The sequence below is a fragment of the Pseudomonas sp. SO81 genome (assembly GCF_030374125.1).
GTDB lineage: Bacteria > Pseudomonadota > Gammaproteobacteria > Pseudomonadales > Pseudomonadaceae > Aquipseudomonas.
This window is the reverse complement of record NZ_CP126126.1, coordinates 4,358,723-4,380,494: the sequence shown is the minus strand read 5'-3', so window position 1 is coordinate 4,380,494 and position 21,772 is coordinate 4,358,723. Positions and strand designations below refer to the sequence as shown.

22 protein-coding genes and 4 tRNA genes are annotated in these 21,772 nt (G+C 63.5%); 10 read left to right on the top strand and 16 right to left on the bottom strand.

All coding sequences use genetic code 11. The features are described from left to right. Window positions 1–8 precede the first annotated feature (8 nt). The 8 genes from OH686_RS20855 to OH686_RS20820 all read left to right on the top strand — a co-directional run bounded on the left by OH686_RS20855 (window position 9) and on the right by OH686_RS20820 (window position 3,539). Window positions 9–659 carry a hypothetical protein gene (locus tag OH686_RS20855; protein ID WP_289534951.1) on the top strand — a complete coding sequence of 217 codons (651 nt, stop codon included), beginning with the start codon at window positions 9–11 and terminating at the stop codon, window positions 657–659. Beyond that, window positions 656–1,078, top strand: a complete 423-nt coding sequence (locus OH686_RS20850; protein ID WP_289534950.1) for a hypothetical protein — start codon at window positions 656–658, stop codon at window positions 1,076–1,078. Before OH686_RS20855 ends, OH686_RS20850 begins: the two co-directional genes overlap by 4 nt. Then, on the top strand, window positions 1,075–1,761 hold the full coding sequence (locus OH686_RS20845; protein ID WP_289534949.1) for a hypothetical protein: 687 nt from the start codon (window positions 1,075–1,077) through the stop codon (window positions 1,759–1,761). Before OH686_RS20850 ends, OH686_RS20845 begins: the two co-directional genes overlap by 4 nt. Then, entirely contained in the window at window positions 1,758–2,270 is a 513-nt protein-coding gene (locus tag OH686_RS20840) for a hypothetical protein (RefSeq protein ID WP_289534947.1), read from the top strand. Before OH686_RS20845 ends, OH686_RS20840 begins: the two co-directional genes overlap by 4 nt. Beyond that, on the top strand, window positions 2,267–2,494 hold the full coding sequence (locus tag OH686_RS20835) for a hypothetical protein (RefSeq protein ID WP_289534946.1): 228 nt from the start codon (window positions 2,267–2,269) through the stop codon (window positions 2,492–2,494). Before OH686_RS20840 ends, OH686_RS20835 begins: the two co-directional genes overlap by 4 nt. 82 nt (window positions 2,495–2,576) lie before the next feature. Further along, window positions 2,577–2,897 carry a DUF4406 domain-containing protein gene (locus tag OH686_RS20830; protein WP_289534945.1) on the top strand — a complete coding sequence of 107 codons (321 nt, stop codon included), beginning with the start codon at window positions 2,577–2,579 and terminating at the stop codon, window positions 2,895–2,897. After that, window positions 2,885–3,136 carry a hypothetical protein gene (locus OH686_RS20825; RefSeq protein ID WP_289534942.1) on the top strand — a complete coding sequence of 84 codons (252 nt, stop codon included), beginning with the start codon at window positions 2,885–2,887 and terminating at the stop codon, window positions 3,134–3,136. The genes OH686_RS20830 and OH686_RS20825 overlap by 13 nt, the downstream gene beginning before the upstream one ends. Window positions 3,137–3,269: 133 nt before the next feature. Next, entirely contained in the window at window positions 3,270–3,539 is a 270-nt protein-coding gene (locus tag OH686_RS20820; protein ID WP_289534941.1) for a hypothetical protein, read from the top strand. A 273-nt stretch (window positions 3,540–3,812) separates the two neighbouring features. On the opposite strand, the gene OH686_RS20815 is transcribed toward OH686_RS20820, so the two are convergent. After that, window positions 3,813–3,889, bottom strand: a tRNA-Arg gene (locus OH686_RS20815). Between the two features lie 441 nt (window positions 3,890–4,330). Here OH686_RS20815 and OH686_RS20810 point away from each other — a divergent pair. Then, window positions 4,331–4,657: an Arc family DNA-binding protein gene (locus OH686_RS20810; protein ID WP_192397968.1), complete on the top strand. Its 327-nt coding sequence runs from the start codon at window positions 4,331–4,333 to the stop codon at window positions 4,655–4,657. Window positions 4,658–4,718: 61 nt separating this feature from the next. Here OH686_RS20810 and mgtE read toward each other — a convergent pair whose 3' ends face one another. Beyond that, window positions 4,719–6,161 carry a magnesium transporter gene (mgtE, locus tag OH686_RS20805; RefSeq protein WP_289534939.1) on the bottom strand — a complete coding sequence of 481 codons (1,443 nt, stop codon included), beginning with the start codon at window positions 6,159–6,161 and terminating at the stop codon, window positions 4,719–4,721. Between the two features lie 318 nt (window positions 6,162–6,479). Here mgtE and OH686_RS20800 point away from each other — a divergent pair, with 318 nt between their 5' ends. Further along, window positions 6,480–6,986: a hypothetical protein gene (locus OH686_RS20800; RefSeq protein WP_289534938.1), complete on the top strand. Its 507-nt coding sequence runs from the start codon at window positions 6,480–6,482 to the stop codon at window positions 6,984–6,986. A gap of 39 nt (window positions 6,987–7,025) precedes the next feature. Here OH686_RS20800 and OH686_RS20795 read toward each other — a convergent pair. The 14 genes from OH686_RS20795 to OH686_RS20730 all read right to left on the bottom strand — a co-directional run bounded on the left by OH686_RS20795 (window position 7,026) and on the right by OH686_RS20730 (window position 21,736). Then, a tRNA-Arg gene (locus OH686_RS20795) sits at window positions 7,026–7,102 on the bottom strand. Between the two features lie 72 nt (window positions 7,103–7,174). After that, window positions 7,175–7,251: transfer RNA gene (locus OH686_RS20790), tRNA-Arg, on the bottom strand. Between the two features lie 104 nt (window positions 7,252–7,355). Further along, a tRNA-Ser gene (locus OH686_RS20785) sits at window positions 7,356–7,446 on the bottom strand. Window positions 7,447–7,508: 62 nt separating this feature from the next. Next, complete coding sequence (gene csrA / locus OH686_RS20780; RefSeq protein WP_003244478.1) at window positions 7,509–7,694, bottom strand: carbon storage regulator CsrA; 186 nt, start codon at window positions 7,692–7,694, stop codon at window positions 7,509–7,511. 186 nt (window positions 7,695–7,880) lie between these two features. Continuing rightward, window positions 7,881–9,119 (bottom strand): aspartate kinase, encoded by a 1,239-nt coding sequence (locus tag OH686_RS20775; RefSeq protein ID WP_289534929.1) that lies wholly within the window; start codon window positions 9,117–9,119, stop codon window positions 7,881–7,883. Between the two features lie 102 nt (window positions 9,120–9,221). Next, window positions 9,222–11,846: an alanine--tRNA ligase gene (gene alaS, locus OH686_RS20770; protein WP_289534927.1), complete on the bottom strand. Its 2,625-nt coding sequence runs from the start codon at window positions 11,844–11,846 to the stop codon at window positions 9,222–9,224. A 155-nt stretch (window positions 11,847–12,001) separates the two neighbouring features. Beyond that, window positions 12,002–12,994, bottom strand: coding sequence for a succinylglutamate desuccinylase (gene astE / locus OH686_RS20765; protein ID WP_137971748.1), 993 nt, complete (start codon window positions 12,992–12,994; stop codon window positions 12,002–12,004). Between the two features lie 29 nt (window positions 12,995–13,023). Further along, window positions 13,024–13,308, bottom strand: coding sequence for a topoisomerase II (locus tag OH686_RS20760; protein WP_137971747.1), 285 nt, complete (start codon window positions 13,306–13,308; stop codon window positions 13,024–13,026). An 11-nt stretch (window positions 13,309–13,319) separates the two neighbouring features. Continuing rightward, complete coding sequence (gene astB / locus OH686_RS20755) at window positions 13,320–14,666, bottom strand: N-succinylarginine dihydrolase (protein ID WP_289534924.1); 1,347 nt, start codon at window positions 14,664–14,666, stop codon at window positions 13,320–13,322. Further along, a complete protein-coding gene (astD, locus tag OH686_RS20750; RefSeq protein ID WP_289534922.1) occupies window positions 14,666–16,129 on the bottom strand; it encodes a succinylglutamate-semialdehyde dehydrogenase in 1,464 nt (487 codons plus the stop codon). Before astD ends, astB begins: the two co-directional genes overlap by 1 nt. Continuing rightward, window positions 16,126–17,151 (bottom strand): arginine N-succinyltransferase, encoded by a 1,026-nt coding sequence (astA, locus tag OH686_RS20745; protein WP_289534921.1) that lies wholly within the window; start codon window positions 17,149–17,151, stop codon window positions 16,126–16,128. The genes astD and astA overlap by 4 nt, the downstream gene beginning before the upstream one ends. A 114-nt stretch (window positions 17,152–17,265) precedes the next feature. Continuing rightward, complete coding sequence (gene aruF / locus OH686_RS20740; RefSeq protein WP_289534920.1) at window positions 17,266–18,282, bottom strand: arginine/ornithine succinyltransferase subunit alpha; 1,017 nt, start codon at window positions 18,280–18,282, stop codon at window positions 17,266–17,268. A 168-nt stretch (window positions 18,283–18,450) separates the two neighbouring features. After that, window positions 18,451–19,671, bottom strand: coding sequence for an aspartate aminotransferase family protein (locus OH686_RS20735; protein ID WP_289534919.1), 1,221 nt, complete (start codon window positions 19,669–19,671; stop codon window positions 18,451–18,453). 325 nt (window positions 19,672–19,996) lie between these two features. Beyond that, complete coding sequence (locus OH686_RS20730; RefSeq protein ID WP_289534917.1) at window positions 19,997–21,736, bottom strand: sensor domain-containing diguanylate cyclase; 1,740 nt, start codon at window positions 21,734–21,736, stop codon at window positions 19,997–19,999. Window positions 21,737–21,772 lie beyond the last annotated feature (36 nt).

Genomic DNA, 21,772 nt, shown 5'->3' with positions numbered 1-21,772 from the left:
GAGAAGTCATGTCCACTGAAAACACCGCCAACGCAGATTTCCTGCGTGACGTGGCCACCCATGAACTGAAGATCATCCGGGATGAGGGCCTCTATCGGCACCTACGCTTCAAGCGCCCTGGCACTTCCTGCATGTACTTCGACCTGATCACCTGGCCGGGCCACCTCTGCTACACCGGCGACATGGGCACCTATGTGTTCCAGCGCGTAGAGGACATGCTGGAGTTCTTCCGCCGCGACTGCGGTGACGAGTTGCCGATCAACCCGAGCTATTGGTCAGAAAAGGTGATCGCCGTCGACGGCGGGCGCAGCGCCGGCAGCGTCTTCGAGTACGACCACCAGAAGTTCCTCGATGCCGTGATGGACTATCAGGGCGAATGGCTCGAAGGCCTGAGCGAAGAGCATCAAGCCGAGCTGAAAGATGCTGTGTGGGATGACGTGCTGCACTGGGCCGATGAGCATGACGAGCACGGCAATTACCGTCGCGTGTATGAGTTCTCGGCCGAGGTTGGCGGTCAGCAGTTCCAGTTCACGGACTTCTTCGAGCGCAGCATGCGCCGCTTCACCGACCGCTATATCTGGTGCTGCCGAGCTCTTGTGTGGGGAATCGGACAGTACGACGCAGCCAAGCAGTCAGCTGAGCAGGAGCAGCAGCCATGAGCCGCAGCGGATACAGCGATGACTGCGGCGGCTGGAGCCTGATCTGCTGGCGCGGTGCGGTGAATTCCGCGATCAAGGGCAAGCGCGGGCAGCAAGCCCTACGAGAGATCCGCGACGCCCTGGACGCCATGCCGGTTAAGGAACTGGCCGCGGAATCTCTGGTTACGGCCGATGGCCAGTTCTGCACCCTGGGCGCACTGGGCGCTGCCCGCGGCATGCCGCTGGACACCCTTATTCCGGATGACCCAGAGGGCGTGGCCGAGAAGTTCGGCATAGCCACCGCCATGGTCAGGGAGATCGTCTACGAGAACGACGAGTGCGGCCCGTGGCAGCCCTACCCCGAGAAAGAGTCCCCCGCCGCGCGCTGGAAACGCATGCGCAACTGGGTAGATCAGCACATCCTGGAGCAACAGCCATGAAAGAACGCCCCATCCTGTTCAGCGGCGCCATGGTGCGCGCCATCCTTGAGGGCCGGAAGACGGTGACGCGGCGCGCGGTGAAGGGTCACCAGATCCCAAAGGAGAACCCTACCGAGACCGATCCTACGCTGCGCTGGACGGCAGTTGGCCAAAAGCACCATCGCTGGGGCTTTGTTGTTCCCGGCGCCACCGAAGAAGCATGCGCCTCGGCCCTTGGAACCATGGGCGTATGCCCCTATGGCAAGCCAGGCGACCGCCTGTGGGTGCGCGAGACCTGGGCCCGCGTAGGCAACGTCGATCCTGGGTATCTCACCTACCGCTCCACCTATCCGAAATGCCTGCCTCCAGGGCTGGAGAACGTGCCAGCGGATATTCACGACATCGGTGAGCGCTGGCGCCCAAGCATCCACATGCCCCGAGCGGCCTGCCGCATCGTGCTGGAGATCACCGCCGTGCGCGTCGAGCGCCTGCGAGACATCAGCGGCGATCAAGCCTTAGCCGAAGGCATCTACAGCAACCCCGCCATGAACGGGATGTACACCGCAGACGGCGACCTCCACACCAGCAAACACGATGGGCCAGTCGAAGCCTTCGCCAAGCTGTGGGAATCCATCAACGGCGCCGGTTCGTGGGCCGCCAACCCCTGGGTCTGGGTGGTCGAGTTCAAGCGGGTGACGCCATGAGCAAGCCCGCCACTGACTACGCGATCGCCGCGGCCGATGCTAAGGATCTGCTGGGTATCGTGCTGGCGCCGGCCGACATCCGGCGCCAGGCCCTGGAGCTGTACCTGGCCCGCAACAGCTTGTCCGCCCTGCTCGATCTGTTCGCCCAGCTCCTGGGCATGGCCAACGCCGTCGCCGAGAACTGCCGGGCCATGGCCGAGCTGATCCTCATCGAGGAAGGCATGCACCCGCACACCGCGGAGAAAGCCAACCTGCCCACGATGTTCGGCGCCCTGCAGGGCGTGCTCCTGGCCGCCGGCGTCGACCCGCGCGGAACCTGCGCCAGTTGCGCTTACCGGCTCGGCACACCGGCCAACACCTCGCCCATCACCACCACCGAGGCCCGCCACTGCCAGAGCGAGCTGCAGAAGTTCTTCTGCCACGCGGAGTTCGACGAGGCAGGTGAGCCTATCAAGCAGTGCGTCGGCCACGCCAAGGCGCTGCACCTGCAGCGGGAGACACAGGCATGAGCAAGCCCACCAGCTCCACCACCATGACCAGCGCCATGCAGGCAGTGATCTGGCAGCCCTACCTCGACGACCGAGGCCCGGGCGAGCCAGCCCTGCTGGTCCAGGTCGACGCCTGCGGCCTGCTCACCATCACCCAGGAAGGCCGCGAGGTGCTGATCCAGCCCGAGACGCTGCCGGAGCTGTTCCGCCAGCTCCGGCGCCTGGCCGCCAGCAATCCGCCGTGAACTGCCCCACTTACTGCCGCGCCTGCGGCCAACGCGTCGGCCTGTGCCGGTGCAGCAAGGAACAGAAGCAGGAGCCAACCGAATGCGCCGCATCTACATCGCCGGGCCAATGACCGGCCTGCCCGAATACAACTATCCCGCCTTCCACGCCGAGGCCGCCCGCCTCCGCGCCCTGGGCTACATCGTGGAGAACCCAGCCGAGAACCCGAAGCAGCCGAGCTGGTTCATGTACATGCGCCAGGCCCTGCGCCAGATGCTCACCTGCGACGCGATCGCCCTGCTACCTGGCTGGGCAAACAGCAAAGGCGCGTTGCTCGAGCGCTATGTCGGCCAAATGGTCGGCCTGCAGATCCTGCGGGCCGGACAGATCGTCACCGAGGAGCAAGACGTATGTCCGGCATGACTCCCTCGTCGTCCGCCAGCCTGATCGCCGCCCAGGCGGCCGGCGTCACCCTGACCCAGGCCATCGCCCTGCTCAAGCTGGCAAACCGCTATGTCGGCACCAACAACAGCACCAGGGCAATGGACCTGAGCGTGGAAATCACCGAGTTCGTCGCGAGCTACCAGCGCTCCCAGGACAGCCTCGCCGGCAAACTTTCCGACAATAGTCTGCAGACAAATCAGCTGGAAGCGGCACTTTAGATAGGGGTTGCATATTTGAGATTGCCGGTAGGCTCGGAGCAACTGGAACGAAATGTGAGCCAATTCCCGAAAATGGACACTTCGCACCAGTTGTTAAGGGACATACCCAATTTCTGAGCCATAGGGAGCAGTCATGGAAGTTTGCGTCGCAGCACTGTTGAGTCCGATCGATATCGCAAGCGAATGCACAAGGCAGATTCGCGCGATCGAGGATCTGATTACGCGAGCGATCAACGTGCGAAACAACCCGGAAGAATGGAAAGCCCTGCTGCGCGAGGCGCTGGCGGTCGGAGTCGATATCCGCGGCTTTCTCGCCTTCGAGAAGGCCGACGCCGAGCGCCAGCTCGCCGAAGCACAGAGAACCGCCGAGCACATCCCCTGGATTGATCAGCAGCACCGCTGATAGAGGTAACCGGCGCCTTGCGCCTGAGAATTCCGACGGGAGGTTTTAGGTATCGAGCGGCACCTTGTATGCCGCCTTGTATGCCGCAGAAATAGAACAGCACAAAAAGACTTTAACCTCAGTAGGTTAGGAGCACTGTTCTAAGGTAGTCGCTCGACCAAATCCCGAATCGACAGCAAAGTCGATTAGAAAAACCGGCCCCAGCGGCCGGTTTTTTCATTTCCGCCTCGTGAAAAAGCCCGCATGCTTTTGGCTTGCGGGCTTTTCTATGTGTGGCGTCCCAGAGAGGGGTCGAACCTCCAACCTTCCCCTTAGGAGGGGGATGCTCTATCCAATTGAGCTACTGGGACAGCGATCGCTCTGCGACGGGGCGGCATGTTAACGGGCAGAGGCCTGTTTGTCATGCCATTCACCCTCTTCCGACAAGCCGAGCAAACCATTGCCGACCCAGGCCCTCTTAGCCATCAGCGACGACCGGAGATGCCAGCGAGATTCGAGCCATTTGAATGACCGGCTGCCAAGAAGCCGCTCTATTTCGGATATTCCAGACAATTCTTATACTGACCAGTGCACCAGTTTTGCTTAGCTGTACGCATTTCGGACAATTGGTGCTGGCAATGCGCCTGTATTCGGACGACAATTACGTCGCGTAATTGGCGTCAAATAGTCGACCGATCAAAAACCGAACCGATGCTGTTACCGGCTGAACGGCTAGCGCCTAACATGGTCAAAGCAGCGACAATGTGTAGCTGATTGCCAGCATCGCTTTCCTGAACTAACCGGTTTAATGTATACGCCCTATGAAACAGGCCATCTATTCCAGCCGTACGGCTGACAAGTTTGTAGTCCGCCTGCCCGACGGTATGCGTGAGCGCATCGCCGACGTGGCGCGTAATCATCACCGCAGCATGAACTCGGAAATCATTGCGCGCCTGGAGCAGAGCCTGTTCCAGGAAGGCTCTCTGGGCGACGAGCTGAACCTGCACATGGACAGTCCAGAACTATCCCTGCATGAACGCGAACTGCTGCAACGCTTCCGTCAACTGTCGCGCCGCCAGCAGAACGCACTAGTTGCACTGATCGCTCACGATGCGGAGTTGGCCAGCGAAGAGGCCTGAATCTCTCCGCACCACCTCCAATAAAAAAGCCGGCTAATGCCGGCTTTTTTGTGCCTGCCGATCAGAGCAGGAACAGCGTAGCCAGCCCCAGGAAGATAAAGAATCCACCACTGTCGGTCATGGCAGTGATCATCACGCTGGCGCCCATGGCCGGATCACGCCCCATGCGCACCAGCGTCATGGGAATCAGCACCCCCATCAACGCAGCCAGCAGCAGGTTCAGCGTCATGGCCCCCGTCATTACCAAGCCCAACGACCAACTGTCATAGAGCCAGAAGGCAACCACACCAATCACGCCACCCCAGACCAGACCATTGATCAGCGCCACCCCCAACTCCTTGCGCATCAGGCGCGAGGTATTGCCGGTACCGACCTGATCCAGGGCCATGGCGCGCACGATCATGGTGATGGTCTGGTTGCCCGAGTTACCACCGATGCCAGCCACGATCGGCATCAGAGCGGCCAGAGCTACCAGCTTCTCGATCGAGCCCTCGAACAGGCCGATCACTCGCGACGCCAGGAAGGCGGTGATCAGATTGATGGCCAGCCAGGCCCAGCGGTTGCCGAGCGACTTCCACACCGAGGCGAAGATATCCTCCTCCTCGCGCAGACCGGCCATGTTGAGCACTTCGCTCTCGCTCTCCTCACGGATCAGGTCGACCATCTCGTCGATGGTCAGACGCCCGATCAGGCGGCCCTCCTTGTCCACTACCGGCGCGGAAATCAGGTCGTAGCGCTCGAATGCCTGAGCCGCGTCATGGGCATCCTCGTCCGGCTGAAAGCTCACCGGGTCACTGGCCATGACCTCGCCGACCTGCTTGTCCGGATCATTGACCAGCAGACGCTTGATCGGCAGCACGCCCTTTAGCACGCCGTCATAGTCGACCACGAACAGCTTGTCGGTGTGCCCCGGCAGCTCTTTCAGTCGCCGCAGATAGCGCAGCACCACTTCCAGACTGACGTCTTCGCGGATGGTGACCATCTCGAAGTCCATCAGCGCACCGACCTGGTCGTCCTCGTAAGACAATGCCGAGCGCACGCGCTCACGCTGCTGGGCGTCCAGGGACTCCATCAGCTCGAGCACTACATCGCGCGGCAACTCGGGGGCGAGGTCAGCGAGCTCATCCGCATCCATGTCCTTGGCGGCGGCGAGAATTTCATGGTCATCCATGTCCGCGATCAGAGATTCGCGGACCGCATCGGAGACTTCGAGGAGGATATCGCCGTCACGTTCGGCCTTGACCAGCTGCCAGACAGTCAGGCGGTCGCCAAGCGGCAGGGCTTCGAGGATATGGGCAACGTCGGCGGAGTGCAGCTCATCGAGCTTGCGCTGCAGTTCGGCGAGGTTCTGCCGGTGGACCAGGTTTTCCACCAGATCCTGGTGCTGGCCCTCCTGACGATGAGTCAGGCTTTCGACCAGCTTGTGGCGGTGCAACAGTTCGACCACCTGAGCGAGGCGGTCCTGCAGGCTTTCTTGCGGCTTTTTGGCTTCTACTTCAGTCATACGGCACGCTCCACCCCAGCAGCAGGGCGCGCCGCGGGGGTCAATCAGTCAAAACGCGATTGGGCGAAAAATAAGTTGAGTAACTACTGGGTAAGTCCATGGTGGTTTTCCACAAGCCCCGGCGGGGCTGACCTTGCAATGATAGCACCGCACTCCGTTTCGACGCGACAAAATCAGGCCTAGAACAAGCGCTTGCAGCGCTTTTCTAGACACCCGCACAACCTGTTTCTTCGACGCATGCGCTGCGTCACAAGGCACGCTGGCGAGCCCACGAGGACGGTCTAGGCTGGGGAAGGCAACCGTCAAGGAGGACGAGTCATGCTGCGACTGATCTGCGCAGGAATTTGCGCATCCCTGCTCTACCCCACCACCCATTCCCACGCCTCTACCGTGTTCCGCTGCGAAGATGACAAGGGCCACATCACCTACACCCTGCACGGCTGCCCGAAAGAGGCCAGCCAGGACCTGCAGGAGGCCTATAACCCTACGCCTGGCAAAGGCAAGGCAGTGCCGCTTGCCAAGACTCAAAAGACCCGAGCGAAAGCAAAAGGCAAGAAGAAGGACGAAGAGCAGCTCGTGGTGGTCGGCGCCAAGCAGGATGGCTGCGGCAACAAACTCACCAGCAGCGAGCGACGGCGCGCCGTGATCCGCCAGCAGATACGCAGCGGCATGACCCAGCGCGACGTAGAGAGCAGCCTCGGCGAACCGGACAAGGTCACCAGCAACGACGGACAGACCCGCTATCACTATGCCGACGACAAGGGGAACAAGCGTCAGGTGACCTTCGATGAGTACGGCTGCGTAAAAGAAAAAGGGAAACGCTGAAAAGCAAAAGGCCCGCATCGCTGCGGGCCTTTTGGGTTATGGCGCACTCAGGAGGATTCGAACCTCCGACCGCCCGGTTCGTAGCCGGGTACTCTATCCAGCTGAGCTATGAGTGCGTATGGCGCTTTTAGACCAGATCACCGCTGGTTGAAACAAAATGGCTTGCATCGCTGCAAGCCATTTCAATATGGCGCACTCAGGAGGATTCGAACCTCCGACCGCCCGGTTCGTAGCCGGGTACTCTATCCAGCTGAGCTATGAGTGCGTGGGTTGCGCATTTTAGTGATCTCAACCATCAGGTCAAGCACTTTTCCGAATAAGTTCAATAACTTATTGGACTTAGCACAAACACAACCTCGGTTGTGAATATGGCGGAGAAGGGGGGATTCGAACCCCCGACACCCTTTTGAGGTGTACTCCCTTAGCAGGGGAGCGCCTTCGGCCACTCGGCCACCTCTCCGCAACACGGGGCGCATGATAACCATGTTTTCCCCGTTTGCAAAGCCAAAATTTCGAGAAAAATTAGTGGCTTGGTTCGTCGCCTTTCTCTTTTTGGATGCGCTGGTAAATCTCTTCGCGGTGCACGGCAACTTCCTTGGGAGCATTGACACCAATGCGCACCTGATTACCTTTCACGCCCAACACGGTGACGGTGACATCATCACCCACCATCAGGGTCTCTCCGACCCGGCGAGTCAGAATCAGCATTCCTTTCTCCTTACGGATTCAATTACGGGACAACAGTCTGCAAGAAATAAAATGGTGGCAGCATCGCCTATATCAAGTACGACACCTTCACCCAAGTATTGACCAGCCCGGACAAAAGAAAAGTCCCCTGCCAAACCGACCAAAAAAGCGAAAGGCGCGGATGACCGCGCCTTTCAGTAGAACATATCACTCAGCCTGTCGGGCCGGCGCATCCAGGTCGAAGGCAGTGTGCAAGGCGCGCACCGCCAGCTCCAGGTACTTCTCCTCGATGACCACGGACACCTTGATTTCCGAGGTGGAGATCATCTGGATATTGATGGTTTCCTTGGCCAGGGCCTCGAACATACGGCTGGCCACGCCCGCGTGGGAGCGCATGCCGACGCCGACGATGGAGACCTTGGCGATGTTGGTGTCGCCGATCACTTCACGGGCACCCAGCTCGCGCGCGGTGTTTTCCAGCACGCCCATGGCGCTCTGGTAGTCGTTGCGGTGCACGGTGAAGGTGAAATCGGTGGTGTTATCGTGCGCCACGTTCTGCACGATCATGTCCACTTCGATATTGGCGGCACTGATCGGGCCGAGAATCTTGAAGGCCACGCCAGGGATATCCGGTACGCCACGGATGGTCAGCTTGGCCTCGTCGCGATTGAAGGCGATGCCGGAGATGATCGGCTGTTCCATGGATTCCTCTTCATCAAGGGTAATGAGGGTGCCCGGACCCTCCTGGAAGCTGTGCAGCACGCGCAGCGGGACGTTGTACTTGCCGGCGAATTCCACCGAGCGGATCTGCAGCACCTTGGAACCGAGGCTGGCCATTTCCAGCATTTCCTCGAAGGTGATCTTGTCCAGACGCTGGGCCTTGGCCACCACGCGCGGGTCTGTGGTATAGACGCCATCGACGTCGGTGTAGATCTGGCACTCGTCGGCCTTCAGCGCCGCGGCCAGGGCCACGCCGGTGGTGTCGGAACCACCGCGACCGAGGGTGGTGATGTTGCCCTCCTCGTCCACGCCCTGGAAACCGGCGACCACAACCACGCGACCGGCCTTGAGGTCGGCACGGATCTTCTGGTCGTCAATCTGCAGAATGCGCGCCTTGGTGTGGGCGCTGTCGGTGAGGATGCGCACCTGGTTGCCGGTGTAGGACACTGCCGGCACACCGCGCTGAATCAGGGCCATGGCCAGCAGGGCGATAGTCACCTGCTCACCGGTGGAGACCATTACGTCCAGTTCACGCGGCACCGGCTGGCCATCGCTGACCTGCTTGGCCAGGTCGATCAGGCGGTTGGTTTCGCCGCTCATGGCGGAAACCACGACGACGATATCGTCGCCGCCTTCGCGGAATTTCTTCACCTTGTCGGCTACCTGCTGGATACGCTCCACGGTACCGACTGAGGTGCCCCCAAACTTCTGTACGATCAACGCCATGTCAAAAAGCCGCCTGATTCCTCGAAGGGCGCCCATTAAACCCGCATCGGGTCACACTGCCAAGGCCTGCCGGACGCACTGCAGACCCTGGTTTCGCCGTATTTAAGCGCCTTGTTCGACGAAGGTCGCCGCCAGAGCCAGCGCCTCGTCCAGCTTGCCGGCATCCACGCCGCCCCCCTGAGCCATGTCCGGACGACCACCGCCCTTGCCACCCACGGCAGCAGCTGCCTGACGCATCAGGTCACCGGCCTTGAGCTTGGCGGTCAGGTCCTGGGTCACGCCGGCGACCAGCACGACCTTGTCGTCCTGCACGCCGCCGAGCAGGATCACCGCGCTGCCCAGCTTGTTCTTCAGTTGGTCGACCATCGCCAGCAGAGCCTTGCCGTCCAGACCGTCGAGGCGCGAGGCCAGCACCTTGATGCCCTTGACGTCCACGGCCGAGCCGGCCAGATCGTTGCCGGCAGCGCTGGCGGCCTTGGCCTTGAGCTGCTCCAGCTCTTTTTCCAGCTGACGGTTGCGTTCGATCAGGCCGGACAGCTTGTCCAGCACGTTGTCGCGGCTGCCCTTGACCAGCGCGGCAGCTTCTTTCAGCTGCTCTTCCGCGCCATTCAGCCAGGCCAGGGCCGCAGCGCCGGTGACGCCTTCGATGCGGCGCACGCCAGCGGCAACGCCGCCTTCGCTGGTGATCTTGAACAGGCCAATGTCGCCAGTGCGCGATACGTGGGTACCGCCACAGAGTTCGACGGAGAAGCCGCCACCCATGGTCAGCACGCGTACGTCATCGCCGTATTTTTCTCCGAACAGCGCCATGGCGCCCTTGGCCTTGGCGGTCTCGATATCGGTTTCTTCGGTCTCGACTTCGGAGTTCTTGCGGATCTCGGCGTTGACCAGTTCTTCCAGTTGCTTCAGCTGCTCGGGCTTGATCGCCTCGAAGTGGCTGAAGTCGAAGCGCAGGCGCTGGCTGTCGACCAACGAGCCCTTCTGCTGAACGTGCTCACCGAGCACCTGGCGCAGCGCGGCGTGCAATAGGTGGGTAGCGGAGTGGTTCAGCGCAGTGGCCTGACGCACCGAGGCGTCGACTTCGGCCTGCACCGCAGCGCCGACTTTCAGGCTGCCTTGGGCAACCACGCCATGGTGCAGGAAGGCGCCGCCGGCCTTGGTGGTGTCACGCACGTCGAAACGCACGCCAGCCGCGGACAGATAGCCGCTATCGCCAACCTGGCCACCGGACTCGGCGTAGAACGGCGTCTGGTCGAGGACGATCACGCCCTCTTCGCCTTCACCCAGGCTGTCGACGGCCGCACCGGCCTTGAACAGGGCGACGACCTTGCCGTTGCCGGCGGTGCCCTGGTAGCCAAGGAACACCGTGTCGCTGTCGACCTTGACCAGGCTGTTGTAGTCCATGCCGAAGGAGCTGGCGGAGCGGGCACGCTCGCGCTGGACCTCCATCTCTCGCTCGAAGCCTTCCTCGTCGAGGGTCAGCTCGCGCTCGCGGGCGATGTCGCCGGTCAGGTCCACCGGGAAGCCGTAGGTGTCATACAGCTTGAACACCACGTCGCCAGGAATGACGCTGCCCTTGAGGTCGGCCAGATCCTGCTCGAGGATCTTCAGGCCCTGCTCCAGGGTCTTGGCGAACTGCTCTTCCTCGGTCTTCAGCACGCGTTCGATGTGCGACTGCTGCTGTTTCAGTTCGGGGAAGGCTTCGCCCATCTCGGCCACCAGCGCGCCGACGATCTGGTAGAAGAAGCTGCCCTTGGCGCCCAGCTTGTTGCCGTGGCGGCAGGCGCGGCGAATGATGCGGCGCAGCACGTAGCCGCGGCCCTCGTTGGACGGGGTCACACCATCGGCAATCAGGAAACCGCAGGAACGGATGTGGTCGGCCACCACTTTCAGCGAGGCCTGACCCTCGTTGGCGCAGCCGATGGCCTTGGCCGCGGCGCCCAGCAGGCTCTGGAACAGGTCGATCTCGTAGTTCGAGTTGACGTGCTGCAGCACCGCGCTGATGCGCTCCAGCCCCATGCCGGTGTCCACGCTCGGCGCCGGCAGCGGGTGCAGCACGCCGTCCGCGGTGCGGTTGAACTGCATGAACACGTTGTTCCAGATCTCGATGTAGCGGTCACCGTCTTCTTCCGGCGAGCCGGGCGGGCCGCCCCAGATGTGCTCGCCGTGGTCGAAGAAGATCTCGGTACACGGGCCGCACGGACCGGTATCGCCCATCGCCCAGAAGTTGTCGGAAGCGTACGGCGCGCCCTTGTTGTCGCCGATGCGGATCATGCGCTCGGCCGGGATGCCGACTTCCTTGTGCCAGATGTCGTAGGCCTCGTCGTCGGTAGCGTAGACGGTGACCCAGAGCTTCTCCTTCGGCAGGTTCAGCCACTTGTTGCTGGTCAGGAATTCCCAGGCGTAGGCGATGGCGTCGCGCTTGAAGTAATCGCCGAAGCTGAAGTTGCCCAGCATCTCGAAGAAGGTGTGGTGGCGCGCGGTATAGCCGACGTTCTCCAGGTCGTTGTGCTTGCCGCCGGCACGCACGCACTTCTGGCTGGTGGTGGCGCGGGTGTAGGCGCGCTTTTCCAGGCCGAGGAAGCAGTCCTTGAACTGGTTCATGCCGGCGTTGGTGAACAGCAGGGTCGGATCGTTCGCCGGGATCAGCGAACTGGAAGCGACACGGGTGTGCCCCTTCTCTTCGAAGAAGCGGAGGAAGGCTTCGCGGATTTCTGCGCTTTTCATCTAATTCATCCAGGCAAACGGCGGCTGCGGCAAAAGCCGGCAAAGGGCCGCATTATATCGGCCCCGCGCGGCAGGGACAGCCCGTTTGCGGGGAATTTGGATAGAAAGCCTCTATCGGGCCACGGGGTGACCCGAATCGAGAGCGAAGAACCGGATCAGAGCTCGGTGGGGACGATCAGGATGCCGGCGCGCAGGCCGTTCTTGACCTTGGGATTGGGGAAGATGATGCGTGCGCCCTGCTCTTCCACCAGCCAGCGGGTGCCGGCGATGTCCTCGGCCAGCAGGAAGCCGGGCTCGAGCTCGGTGAAGTTCTCGATATCGCTCGGCAGGTGCAGCTTGAAGGCGTCGCTGTGCTTGATCACCTCACGCGATACGGCGAACAGCTGCAGGCCGTCCAGCGAATCGGTTTCCGGCTCGCAGTTTTCCACCAGCTCGCGCAGGCGCTTCTCCAGCAGGTCGAGGTTGACCAGCTGGTTCTGGCCGAACGGCCGTGCCTTGCCCAGCTCCAGGGTGAAGGCCTCGGCGTCCAGGCGCGCGTAAGTGTAGGAGCTGAAGGTGATGCCGGTCTTGCGCTGCAGCAGCACGGCATCGATGCCGGCGCCACGCAGGCGGGCCAGTTCGGCGCGCGAATGCTCGCGACCCTCGACATAGGGATAGAGGGCGAACTGCTCGATCTTCGAGCCGCGGATCGCCGTGTGCAGATCGTAATGCAGGCGGGCACGGCCTTCCTTGCTGAAGAAGGCGGCGGCGTGACGCTCCAGCTCGTTGGCGCGCAACGCCTCGAAGCCACTGCTCTGGGCATGGCGGCCGTCGAACAAGCGGTTGATGTCCTGCTCGATGTAGCGCTCGCCGCGGCGCATGGCCTCGGGATTGCCGTAGAGGAACAGCATGCGCACCTTGGGCAGCAGCTGGCCGGAGGCGATAGCCTGCAGCAGCCGGTCGAGCAGTTCGATCGGCGCCGTCTCGTTGCCGTGGATACCGGCCGACAGCAGCAGGTCGAGGCCGCTGTCGTCGTGGGCGCTGGGCGTCACCTCCAGCACGCCTTCGCCCAGCCAGTGCAGGCGCGCGCCCTCGCGGGTCAGCTGAATCTTCTCGGTCGGCTCGCGGCCGGCCAGGGTGAGTTCGAGCAGTTTGCCGAGGGCGAGCATGGGGATTACCTCAGTCTTTACGGTCCGGCTCAGTGCTTGCAGTCGGGACCATGTACATGATCCTCGTCGTCACCGGACAGGTCGGCCGGCTCCATTTCCAGCTGCAGGCCGACCAGGTTGGTGGCCTGCGGGCGCAGCAGCAGGTTGGCGTACTCGGTGTCGCCCTCCTCCACATCCACGCCGATCAGCAGTTGCTCGCCAACGGCCTGGATCCACACTTCCTTGCCCTGCCAGATCACGGCGAAGCGGGTGCAGGACGTTTCCAGCTGGGTGCCGTCGGTATCTTCGAGGATGAGTTGCAGGGCATCGGACATGTTCAGTGCTCTCAGGCGAGTTGGAAGGGATAGACGGAGCCCAGTTTAAGGATCTGCGTCAGTTCATCCAATGCCGTACGGCACTCGATCAGCAATTGCGGGTCGGCCAGGTCGCTTTCCGCCAGGCGATCGCGGTAGTGCTTGTCGACCCAGGCATTGAGGGTATCGAACAGGGCCGGCGTCATCACCACACCCGGGTTGACCGCCGCCAGCTCGTGCTCCTTGAGCGCTACGCGCAGGCGCAAGCAGGCCGGACCGCCGCCGTTCTGCATGCTCTGCTTGAGGTCGAACACCTTGACCTCGCGGATCGGACCGCTGTCGCTGGTCAGCTGCTGCAGGTAGGCCCAGACGTTGGCGTTGTTGCGGCATTCCTCCGGCACGATCAGCAGCATGCTGCCGTCGGCGCGGGTCAGCAGCTGGCTGTTGAACAGGTAGGAGCGCACCGCGTCATCGACGCTCACGGCATCGCGCGGCACCAGCACGCCCTGGAAGTTGCCACCGCGGCGGCCAAGCTTGTCGCCCAGCTCGGCCAGCACCTTGTCGGTGTCGAGGAAGGCGTCCTGGTGATAGAACAGCACCTCGCCGTTGCCCACCGAGATCACGTCGTTGTGGAACACGCCCTGGTCGATCACCGCCGGGTTCTGCTGGGCATAGACCACACCATCGTCACGCAGGCCATGCAGACGGGCTACCGCCTGGCAGGCTTCCAGGGTCTGCCGCGCCGGATAGCGCTGCGGCGACGGGAAGCGGCTGTCGAAGGCGCTGCGACCGAACACGAAGAACTCCACGCCGGCCTCGCCATAGCCCTTGCAGAAGCGCGTGTGGTTGGCCGCACCCTCGTCACCGAACTGGCCCACGGCCGGCAGCGCGGCGTGGTGGGCGAAGTGCTGCTCGCTGTCGAACATGGCGCGCAGCACGCGGCTGGTGGTCGGGTGCTCGATGGAGCGGTGGAACTTGCAGTTGAGGTTGGCGGCGGTGAAGTGCACGCGGCCATCGGCAGTGTCGGCGCTGGGGCTGACGGTGCAGGAGTTGGCGGTCCACATGCTGGAGGCGGAGCTGACGGCGGCCAGCAGCGGCATGGCTTCCTTGGCGGCTTTGGCGATCACCTCGGCATCGCTGCCGGTGAAGCCCAGGCTGCGCAGGGCGGCGACGTCCTGGCGCTCCTGCGGGGCGAACACGCCCTGCTTGAAGCCCATGTCCATCAGCGCCTTCATCTTGCCCAGGCCCTGCTTGGCCGCTTCCTTCGGGCTGGACACCGCCTGGCTGTTGCTCTGCGACGCCACGTTGCCGTAGGACAGGCCGCCGTAGTTGTGGGTCGGCCCGACCAGGCCGTCGAAGTTCATTTCATAGGCGGACATCACAGACTCACTCCCGGGGTCAGGGTGGCAGGCAGGCTCAGGGTGGCGCTCTCCAGCGAGGCGACCGGATAGGCGCAGTAGTCGGCCGCGTAGTAGGCGCTGGCGCGGTGGTTGCCGGAGGCGCCCACGCCGCCGAACGGCGCGCTGCTGGCGGCGCCGGTCAGCTGCTTGTTCCAGTTGACAATGCCGGCGCGGCTCTCGATCAGGAACTGCTGGTAGCGCTCGGCGCTATCCGACAGCAGGCCGGCGGCCAGGCCGTACTGGGTGTTGTTGGCCTCGGCGATGGCGGCATCGAAATCGGCGTAGCGGATCACCTGCAGCAGCGGGCCGAAGAACTCCTCGTCGATGCGCTCGGCCACCCGGGTCACGTCGAGAATGCCCGGGGTCAGCAGCGCGGCGTTTGGCACCGGCTGGATCATCTCCAGCAGGACCTCAGCGCCCTTGTCGACCAGATGACGCTGGGCCTTGAGCAGATGCTCGGCCGCGGTCAGGGAAATCACCGAGCCCATGAACGGTGCCGGCTGCTCGTCGAAGGCGCCGACCTTGATGGTCGAGGCGACCGCCACCAGGCGCGCCAGCAGGGCATCACCCCAGGCGCCGACGGGCACCAGCAGGCGACGGGCGCAGGTGCAGCGCTGGCCGGCGGAGATAAAGGCGGATTGCACAATCGTATAGACGGCGGCGTCGACATCGGCGACCTCGTCCACCACCAGCGGGTTGTTGCCGCCCATCTCCAGCGCCAGGATCTTGTCCGGGCGGCCGGCGAACTGGCTGTGCAGCAGGTTGCCGGTGCGGCTGGAGCCGGTGAAGAACAGGCCGTCGATGCCGGCGCTGCCGGCCAGGGCCACGCCGGTCTCGCGGGCACCCTGCACCAGGTTGAGCACGCCGGCCGGCAGACCGGCCTCGATCCAGCACTTGACCGTCAGCTCGGCGACCTTTGGGGTCAGCTCGCTGGGCTTGAACACCACCGCGTTGCCGGCCAGCAGCGCCGGCACGATATGGCCATTGGGCAGGTGGCCGGGGAAGTTGTACGGGCCGAACACGGCAACCACGCCATGTGGCTTGTGGCGCAGCACGGCGGTGGCGTCGGCCAGCGGGCCGCTCTTCTCACCGGTACGCTCGCGGTAGCTCTGCACGGAGATGGCGACCTTGTTGACCATGCTGGTCACCTCGGTGGCGGACTCCCACAGCGGCTTGCCGGTCTCCTCGCCGATGGTGCGGGCCAGTTCGTCGGCATGCTTCTTCAGGGTGGCGGCGAACTGCTCGAGGATGGCGACGCGCTCCTCCAGCGGGCGCCGCGCCCAGGCCGGGAAGGCGGCACGGGCGGCGGCGACGGCCTGCTCGACCTGCGCGACGCTGGCGCCCTGGCCGCTCCATACGGCCTCCTGGGTCACCGGATTGAGCGACTCGAAGGCCTCGCCCTGCCCGGCCTGCCAGTTGCCGGCGATGTAATGGGTAGTCATTGCTTGCTCTCCTTGGCCGACAGCGGCACGGCGCGCACATTGGCGCCGGCACTGAGCTGCAGGCGCTTGGCGGTCAGCGGGTCGACCACCAGGGTGCCGGCGGCGGCACGCGCCGGCGCGGCGGCGATACGGCAGTCTTCGCGCTTGCGGTTGTGGATCAGATAGGGAATGGCGTCGTCGCCCGGGGTACCCACGGCCAGCACCAGGTTCTGGCTGTCGCGCACCGCGCGGATCTTGTCGGTCTCCACCTCGATGGCCGGGCCGGCGTCGAAGATGTCGACGAAGCCCTGGTAGCTGAAGCCTTCGCCCTTGAGCATGGCCAGCGCCGGCTCGGTGTCCGGGTGCACGCGACCGATGACGCTGCGCGCCTCTTCGGAGAGGAAGCAGGTGTAGAGCGGGAACTTGGGCATCAGCTCGGCGATGAAGGCCTTGTTGCCGACCCCGGTGAGGTAGTCGGCCTGGCTGAACTCCATCTTGAAGAAGTGCCGACCGAGACTTTCCCAGAACGGCGAGCGGCCGCTCTCGTCGGACATGCCGCGCATCTCGGCGATCACCTTGTTACCGAACAGCTCGCGGAACTCGGCCATGAACAGGAAGCGTGCCTTGGACAGCAGGCGCCCGTTGAGACCGGTGCGGTAGCCGGCATGCAGGAACAGCGAGCACAGCTCGGAGTTGCCGGTCATGTCGTTGGCCAGGAACAGGGTGGGAATCTCGCGGTGGATCTTCAGTTCCTGAGAGGCACTGACGGTGAGGCCGACCCGGTAGTTGTACCAGGGCTCGCGCAGGCCCACGGCGCCGGCCACGGCAGAGATGCCGACGACCTGGCCGTTGTCGTCCTCGAGCACGAACAGGTAGTCGGCATCGGCACGCTCGGCCTCGCCACGGAACGCCTTCTCCGCCCAGCCGACCCGGTGCGCCAGGCGCTCCTCGTTGGCCGGCAGGGTGGTCAGGCCGGTGCCGGTGCTGCGGGCCAGGTCGATCAGCGCCGACAGGTCGGTGCTACGGACGGGACGAACGATCATATTGCCTCCAGAATTCTCTCCCCTCTCCTTCCGGGAGAGGGGCCGGGGATTGAGGGAAGCTCCCTCATCCGGCCCTACGGGCCACCTTCTCCCGGTGGGAGAAGGGTCAATGCATCAAACCGCCACCAGCCGAACGCTGGCACCCTCGCCCACACCCAGCGCCTCGGCCGCCTCGGCACTCAGGATCACCGGCTTGCCGGGCACCCAGTCGAGATCGGCGACGATGGCGCGGAAGTCCTGCAGCTGGCCGTTACTGACCAGGTACTGGCGCCCGCCCTTGCCAGGCTCACCGACGCGCACCGGCACGATGCGGCTCTGGGCGATGGAACGGATGCCCGAGGTGCGCGCGTGCAGAGTCGGGCCGCCGTCGAAGATGTCGATGTAGTGGTCGGTCTCGAAGCCTTCGCGCATCAGAATATCGAAGGTCACCTGGGCGCGGCTGTAGACCTGGCCCATGGCTTCCTGGGCGCTGTCCGGCAGCAGCGGCACGTAGATCGGGTAATGCGGCATCAGCTCGGCAAGGAAGGTGCGGCTCTTCAGGCCGCACAGGCGCTCGGCCTCGGTGTAGCTCATGTCGAAGAAGTTGCGGCCGACCGCGTCCCAGAACGGCGAGTCGCCCTGCTCGTCGCTGTAGCCGACGATCTCCACCACCACCGCATCGGCGAAGCGCTCGGGATGGGCGGCCATGAACAGCAGGCGGCCGCGCGAGTTGAGCTCGGCGAACGGGCTGTCGACCAGGTCGCGCTGCACGTAGAAGCTGGTCAGCAGGCTGTTGCCGGTCAGGTCGTGGCACAGCGAGAGGACGTGAATCTTGTTGTGGATCTTCAGCTCGCGCGAGGCGTGCACGAAGGTCTCGTTGCGGAAGCTGTAGAAGGGTTCGGAGTAGCCGGCGGAAGCGACGATGGCCGAGCAGCCGAGCAGCTTGCCGCTGCTGCTGTCTTCGAGCACGAAGAAATAGCTCTCCTCGCCGTTGAAGATCACCTCGGCGGCGAAGGACGCCTCGGACGCGGCGATCTTGTCGCTCAGGCGACCGGCGTCGTCCGGCAGCGAAGTAACACCCACCGGACTGTCCGCAGCCAGACGCTGCACCTCGGCAAGGTCGGACATCTGCGCGGGGCGCATCACCAGCATGGCGTTACTCCTTTGAACGGCGCTCCGCCTGGGCGGAACGGTTTTCGAATAAAAGCCCCAGAAGATTCATGACCCTCTGGAGAAGGATCGGAGATTCCGATCACACGTGGAGCGGTTCGTCCTGAAGAACCGGCGGCGCAACCCTGCGCCGCCGCTACCGAGCGCGGATCAGCCCTGGACCAGCTTGGCCACGGCGCGCTCGAAGCGATCCAGGCCCTCGGTGATGTCGGCATCCTCCACCACCAGGCTGGGGGCGAAGCGCACGGTGTCCGGACCGGCCTGCAGCACCATCACGCCCTCGGCGGTGGCGGCGTCCAGCACGCTCTTGGCCTTGCCCTTCCAGGCATCGGTCAGGGCGCAGCCGAGCAGCAGGCCGATACCGCGGACCTCGCTGAAGATGCCGTACTTCTCGCCGATCGCCTGCAGGCGCTGCTTGAACTGGGCGCTCTTGGCCTTGACGCCGTTCAGCACCGCCGGGGTGTTGACCACGTCCAGCACTGCCTCGGCCACCGTACAGGCCAGCGGATTGCCGCCGTAGGTGGTGCCGTGGGTGCCGACGGCCAGGTGCTTGGCCAGCTCGGTGGTGGTCAGCATGGCGCCGATGGGGAAACCGCCGCCCAGGCTCTTGGCACTGGAGAGGATGTCCGGGGTGACGCCGTAGTGCATGTAGGCGAACAGCTCGCCGGTACGACCCATGCCGCTCTGCACCTCGTCGAACACCAGCAGCGCGTTGTGCTCGTCGCACAGCTTGCGGGCGCCTTCCAGGTAGGCCTGGTTGGCCGGCAGCACGCCACCCTCGCCCTGGATAGGCTCGATCACCACGGCGCAGGTCTTGTCGGAGATGGCCGCCTTCAGTGCGTCCAGGTCGTTGTACGGAACATGGCTGATGCCCTGGATCTTCGGACCGAAGCCGTCTGAATACTTGGGCTGGCCGCCGACGCTGACGGTGAACAGGGTACGACCGTGGAAGCTGTTGAGCGCGGCGATGATCTCGCACTTCTCCGGACCGAAACGGTCATGGGCGACACGACGAGCCAGCTTGAAGGCGGCCTCGTTGGCCTCGGCGCCGGAGTTGCAGAAGAACACGCGTTCGGCGAAGGTCGCATCGACCAGCTTGTGGGCCAGGCGCAGGGTCGGCTCGTTGGTGAACACGTTGGAGATGTGCCACAGGGTATTGGCCTGCTCGGTCAGCGCCTTGACCAGCGCCGGGTGGCAGTGGCCGAGGGAGTTGACGGCGATGCCACCGGCGAAATCGATCAGCTCGCGACCGCTCTGATCCCAGACTCGGGAGCCCTGGCCGCGCACCGGAATGAAGGCGGCGGGGGCATAGTTGGGGACCAGATACTGATCGAAATCGGCGCGTTGCACCGGATCGTGCTGAACGGACATCGGGGCTCTCCTGAATAACGAACACCGCACAAATGGCAGGTGATGAAAGGATTGTAGGGGCTGCCCACGGGCCCGCATTGCCGCCATGCGACAACTTCTTACAGCGGCAACCCGCGGTTTTCCTGGGCTTTCGGCAATGCGACAGAAAGCTCCGGAATTGCGCAGTTTAAACGCTGCGCGACGGCATCGGCGGTGCCCAGAGGAAAAAAGCGGGAGGCGCAATGGACATCGAGGCGTGCCGACCGACACGCAAGCCGCACCGACGATTGCGCTGCCCCCTCAGTTGCCAGCCGCGAGAGCCGGACTCGGCAACACGCCGGCCGGGCTAAGCGCTGCCCAGGCAAACCCGATTGCGCCCTTCCTGCTTGGCCCGATACAGCGCGGCATCTGCCGCGCCGACCAGCGCCACCAACTCGTCCTGAGCCGGCGAACCGGGAATCGCCGATGCCAGGCCGATGCTGGCGGTGACCTTGATAACCTCGTCAACCAGCGGAATATCGAGCTCAGCCAGGGCCTGGCGAATACCCTCTGCGACTAGCCGGGCGCCGTCCAGCGTGGTGTCCGGCAGAATCACCATGAACTCTTCACCGCCATAACGGCACACCACATCGGCCTTGCGCTTGGCAAAGCCCTTGATAAGCGTCGCGACCGTCTTGAGCACGGCGTCACCGGACTGATGCCCGTGGTTGTCATTGATGCGCTTGAAATGGTCGATGTCGACCATCAGCACCGACAGCGGGCCCTTCTGCCGGCAGGCCCGCGCCCACTCCGTCGCGAGGACCTCTTCCTGATGGGCGCGGTTATACACCCCGGTCAACCCGTCGATCGTGCTTAGCTCGCTGAGCTGGCGGTTCTTGTCACTCAGCTCGAGCAACGCGCTGTTGAGCTCTTCCGTGCGTTCCAGCACCCGCTGCTCGAGCAACACCCGCGCCTCCTGCTCGATACGCAGGTTCTCCTGCTTCAACAGGCGCATGCGGTCGGCCAGCGCCACCACCAGCAGGATCATCTGCAAGGCAGAGCCGATCTGCAGGGCGTACTCCGTGAGATAGGTACCTGGCAGCACGTGGAAGGTCTTCAGCGCGTACAGCACCATGCCCAGCAGCAGCACGGTGAATGCCAGCAGGAAGAAACGCGACTGGCGATAACCAGCCCAGAAGATCCGCACCGCCACCGCAAACACCACCAACGGGGAAATCACCACCGACGCGGTGCTCAGGCGGATAGCCCAATCGTAGGGCATGACCAGACAAGCCAGCGCCAACGCGACATACAGCCGCTGTACCAGTAGCAGCAACCGATCGATACGCGGCGCCAGGGTGCGGGTCTGCAGAAACGAGCGGGTCAGCAGGATCAGGGTGAGCGTGGCCACCGTGATAGAGAGCGGCAGCATGCGGTTGCTCCAGCTCGGTAACTGGGGCCACAGATACTGGAAGGCCAGGCCATTGAGCGTCAGCTGGAACAACCCGTAGGCAGCGATGTAGGCAATGTAATAGAGATGGCTGGCATCCCTTACCGACAGATAGGTCAGCAGGGTGTACAGCAGCATCGACAGCAGAGCGCCGTAGTAGAGCCCCAGCAGGTAGTACTCGGTACGACTCGTGGACACATAGTGATGGGCACTGGAGAGTACCGCCGGCATCTGCAGCGACCCCTCGGTCTGCACCGCCACATACAACCAGACCGGCTCGCCGAGCGGCAATGGCAACTCCACCGTGAAGTGCCGACTCTTGATCAGGCGCTGGTCGAACGGTCGTCGATCGCCACCATGCTCGGCGACCAGCACCTCGCCGTGCTGATCGAGCAGGAACACGTCGATGTTATCCAGGGGTGGATAACCGAACTCCAGGAACCAGCTTTCATCGCCGTTGACCTGCAGCAACTGGGTGCGGAACCAGTAGCGCTCTTCGGTAAAACCGAAGTTCGGTGCTCCGCCGGAGTGGCGGGTGAAGCGCTGGTCGGGCAGCCGGCTGACAGCATGGACATCCGCGACGGAGCTTGGATCGGCGAGAAATTCGAAATGGCTATCGAGCTCGACGCGCGGTTTCTTTTCATCCAGCAGCAGCAACGAAGCGTTCTCGGCTGCAGTGACAGTGACCGCACC

Coding starts and splice junctions, on each gene's coding strand:
- OH686_RS20855 (WP_289534951.1), top strand. CDS start 9: ATGTCCACTGAAAACACCGCCAACGCAGATTTCCTGCGTGACGTGGCC.
- OH686_RS20850 (WP_289534950.1), top strand. CDS start 656: ATGAGCCGCAGCGGATACAGCGATGACTGCGGCGGCTGGAGCCTGATC.
- OH686_RS20845 (WP_289534949.1), top strand. CDS start 1,075: ATGAAAGAACGCCCCATCCTGTTCAGCGGCGCCATGGTGCGCGCCATC.
- OH686_RS20840 (WP_289534947.1), top strand. CDS start 1,758: ATGAGCAAGCCCGCCACTGACTACGCGATCGCCGCGGCCGATGCTAAG.
- OH686_RS20835 (WP_289534946.1), top strand. CDS start 2,267: ATGAGCAAGCCCACCAGCTCCACCACCATGACCAGCGCCATGCAGGCA.
- OH686_RS20830 (WP_289534945.1), top strand. CDS start 2,577: ATGCGCCGCATCTACATCGCCGGGCCAATGACCGGCCTGCCCGAATAC.
- OH686_RS20825 (WP_289534942.1), top strand. CDS start 2,885: ATGTCCGGCATGACTCCCTCGTCGTCCGCCAGCCTGATCGCCGCCCAG.
- OH686_RS20820 (WP_289534941.1), top strand. CDS start 3,270: ATGGAAGTTTGCGTCGCAGCACTGTTGAGTCCGATCGATATCGCAAGC.
- mgtE (WP_289534939.1), bottom strand. CDS start 6,161: ATGACTGAAGTAGAAGCCAAAAAGCCGCAAGAAAGCCTGCAGGACCGC.
- OH686_RS20800 (WP_289534938.1), top strand. CDS start 6,480: ATGCTGCGACTGATCTGCGCAGGAATTTGCGCATCCCTGCTCTACCCC.
- csrA (WP_003244478.1), bottom strand. CDS start 7,694: ATGCTGATTCTGACTCGCCGGGTCGGAGAGACCCTGATGGTGGGTGAT.
- OH686_RS20775 (WP_289534929.1), bottom strand. CDS start 9,119: ATGGCGTTGATCGTACAGAAGTTTGGGGGCACCTCAGTCGGTACCGTG.
- alaS (WP_289534927.1), bottom strand. CDS start 11,846: ATGAAAAGCGCAGAAATCCGCGAAGCCTTCCTCCGCTTCTTCGAAGAG.
- astE (WP_137971748.1), bottom strand. CDS start 12,994: ATGCTCGCCCTCGGCAAACTGCTCGAACTCACCCTGGCCGGCCGCGAG.
- OH686_RS20760 (WP_137971747.1), bottom strand. CDS start 13,308: ATGTCCGATGCCCTGCAACTCATCCTCGAAGATACCGACGGCACCCAG.
- astB (WP_289534924.1), bottom strand. CDS start 14,666: ATGTCCGCCTATGAAATGAACTTCGACGGCCTGGTCGGGCCGACCCAC.
- astD (WP_289534922.1), bottom strand. CDS start 16,129: ATGACTACCCATTACATCGCCGGCAACTGGCAGGCCGGGCAGGGCGAG.
- astA (WP_289534921.1), bottom strand. CDS start 17,151: ATGATCGTTCGTCCCGTCCGTAGCACCGACCTGTCGGCGCTGATCGAC.
- aruF (WP_289534920.1), bottom strand. CDS start 18,282: ATGCTGGTGATGCGCCCCGCGCAGATGTCCGACCTTGCCGAGGTGCAG.
- OH686_RS20735 (WP_289534919.1), bottom strand. CDS start 19,671: ATGTCCGTTCAGCACGATCCGGTGCAACGCGCCGATTTCGATCAGTAT.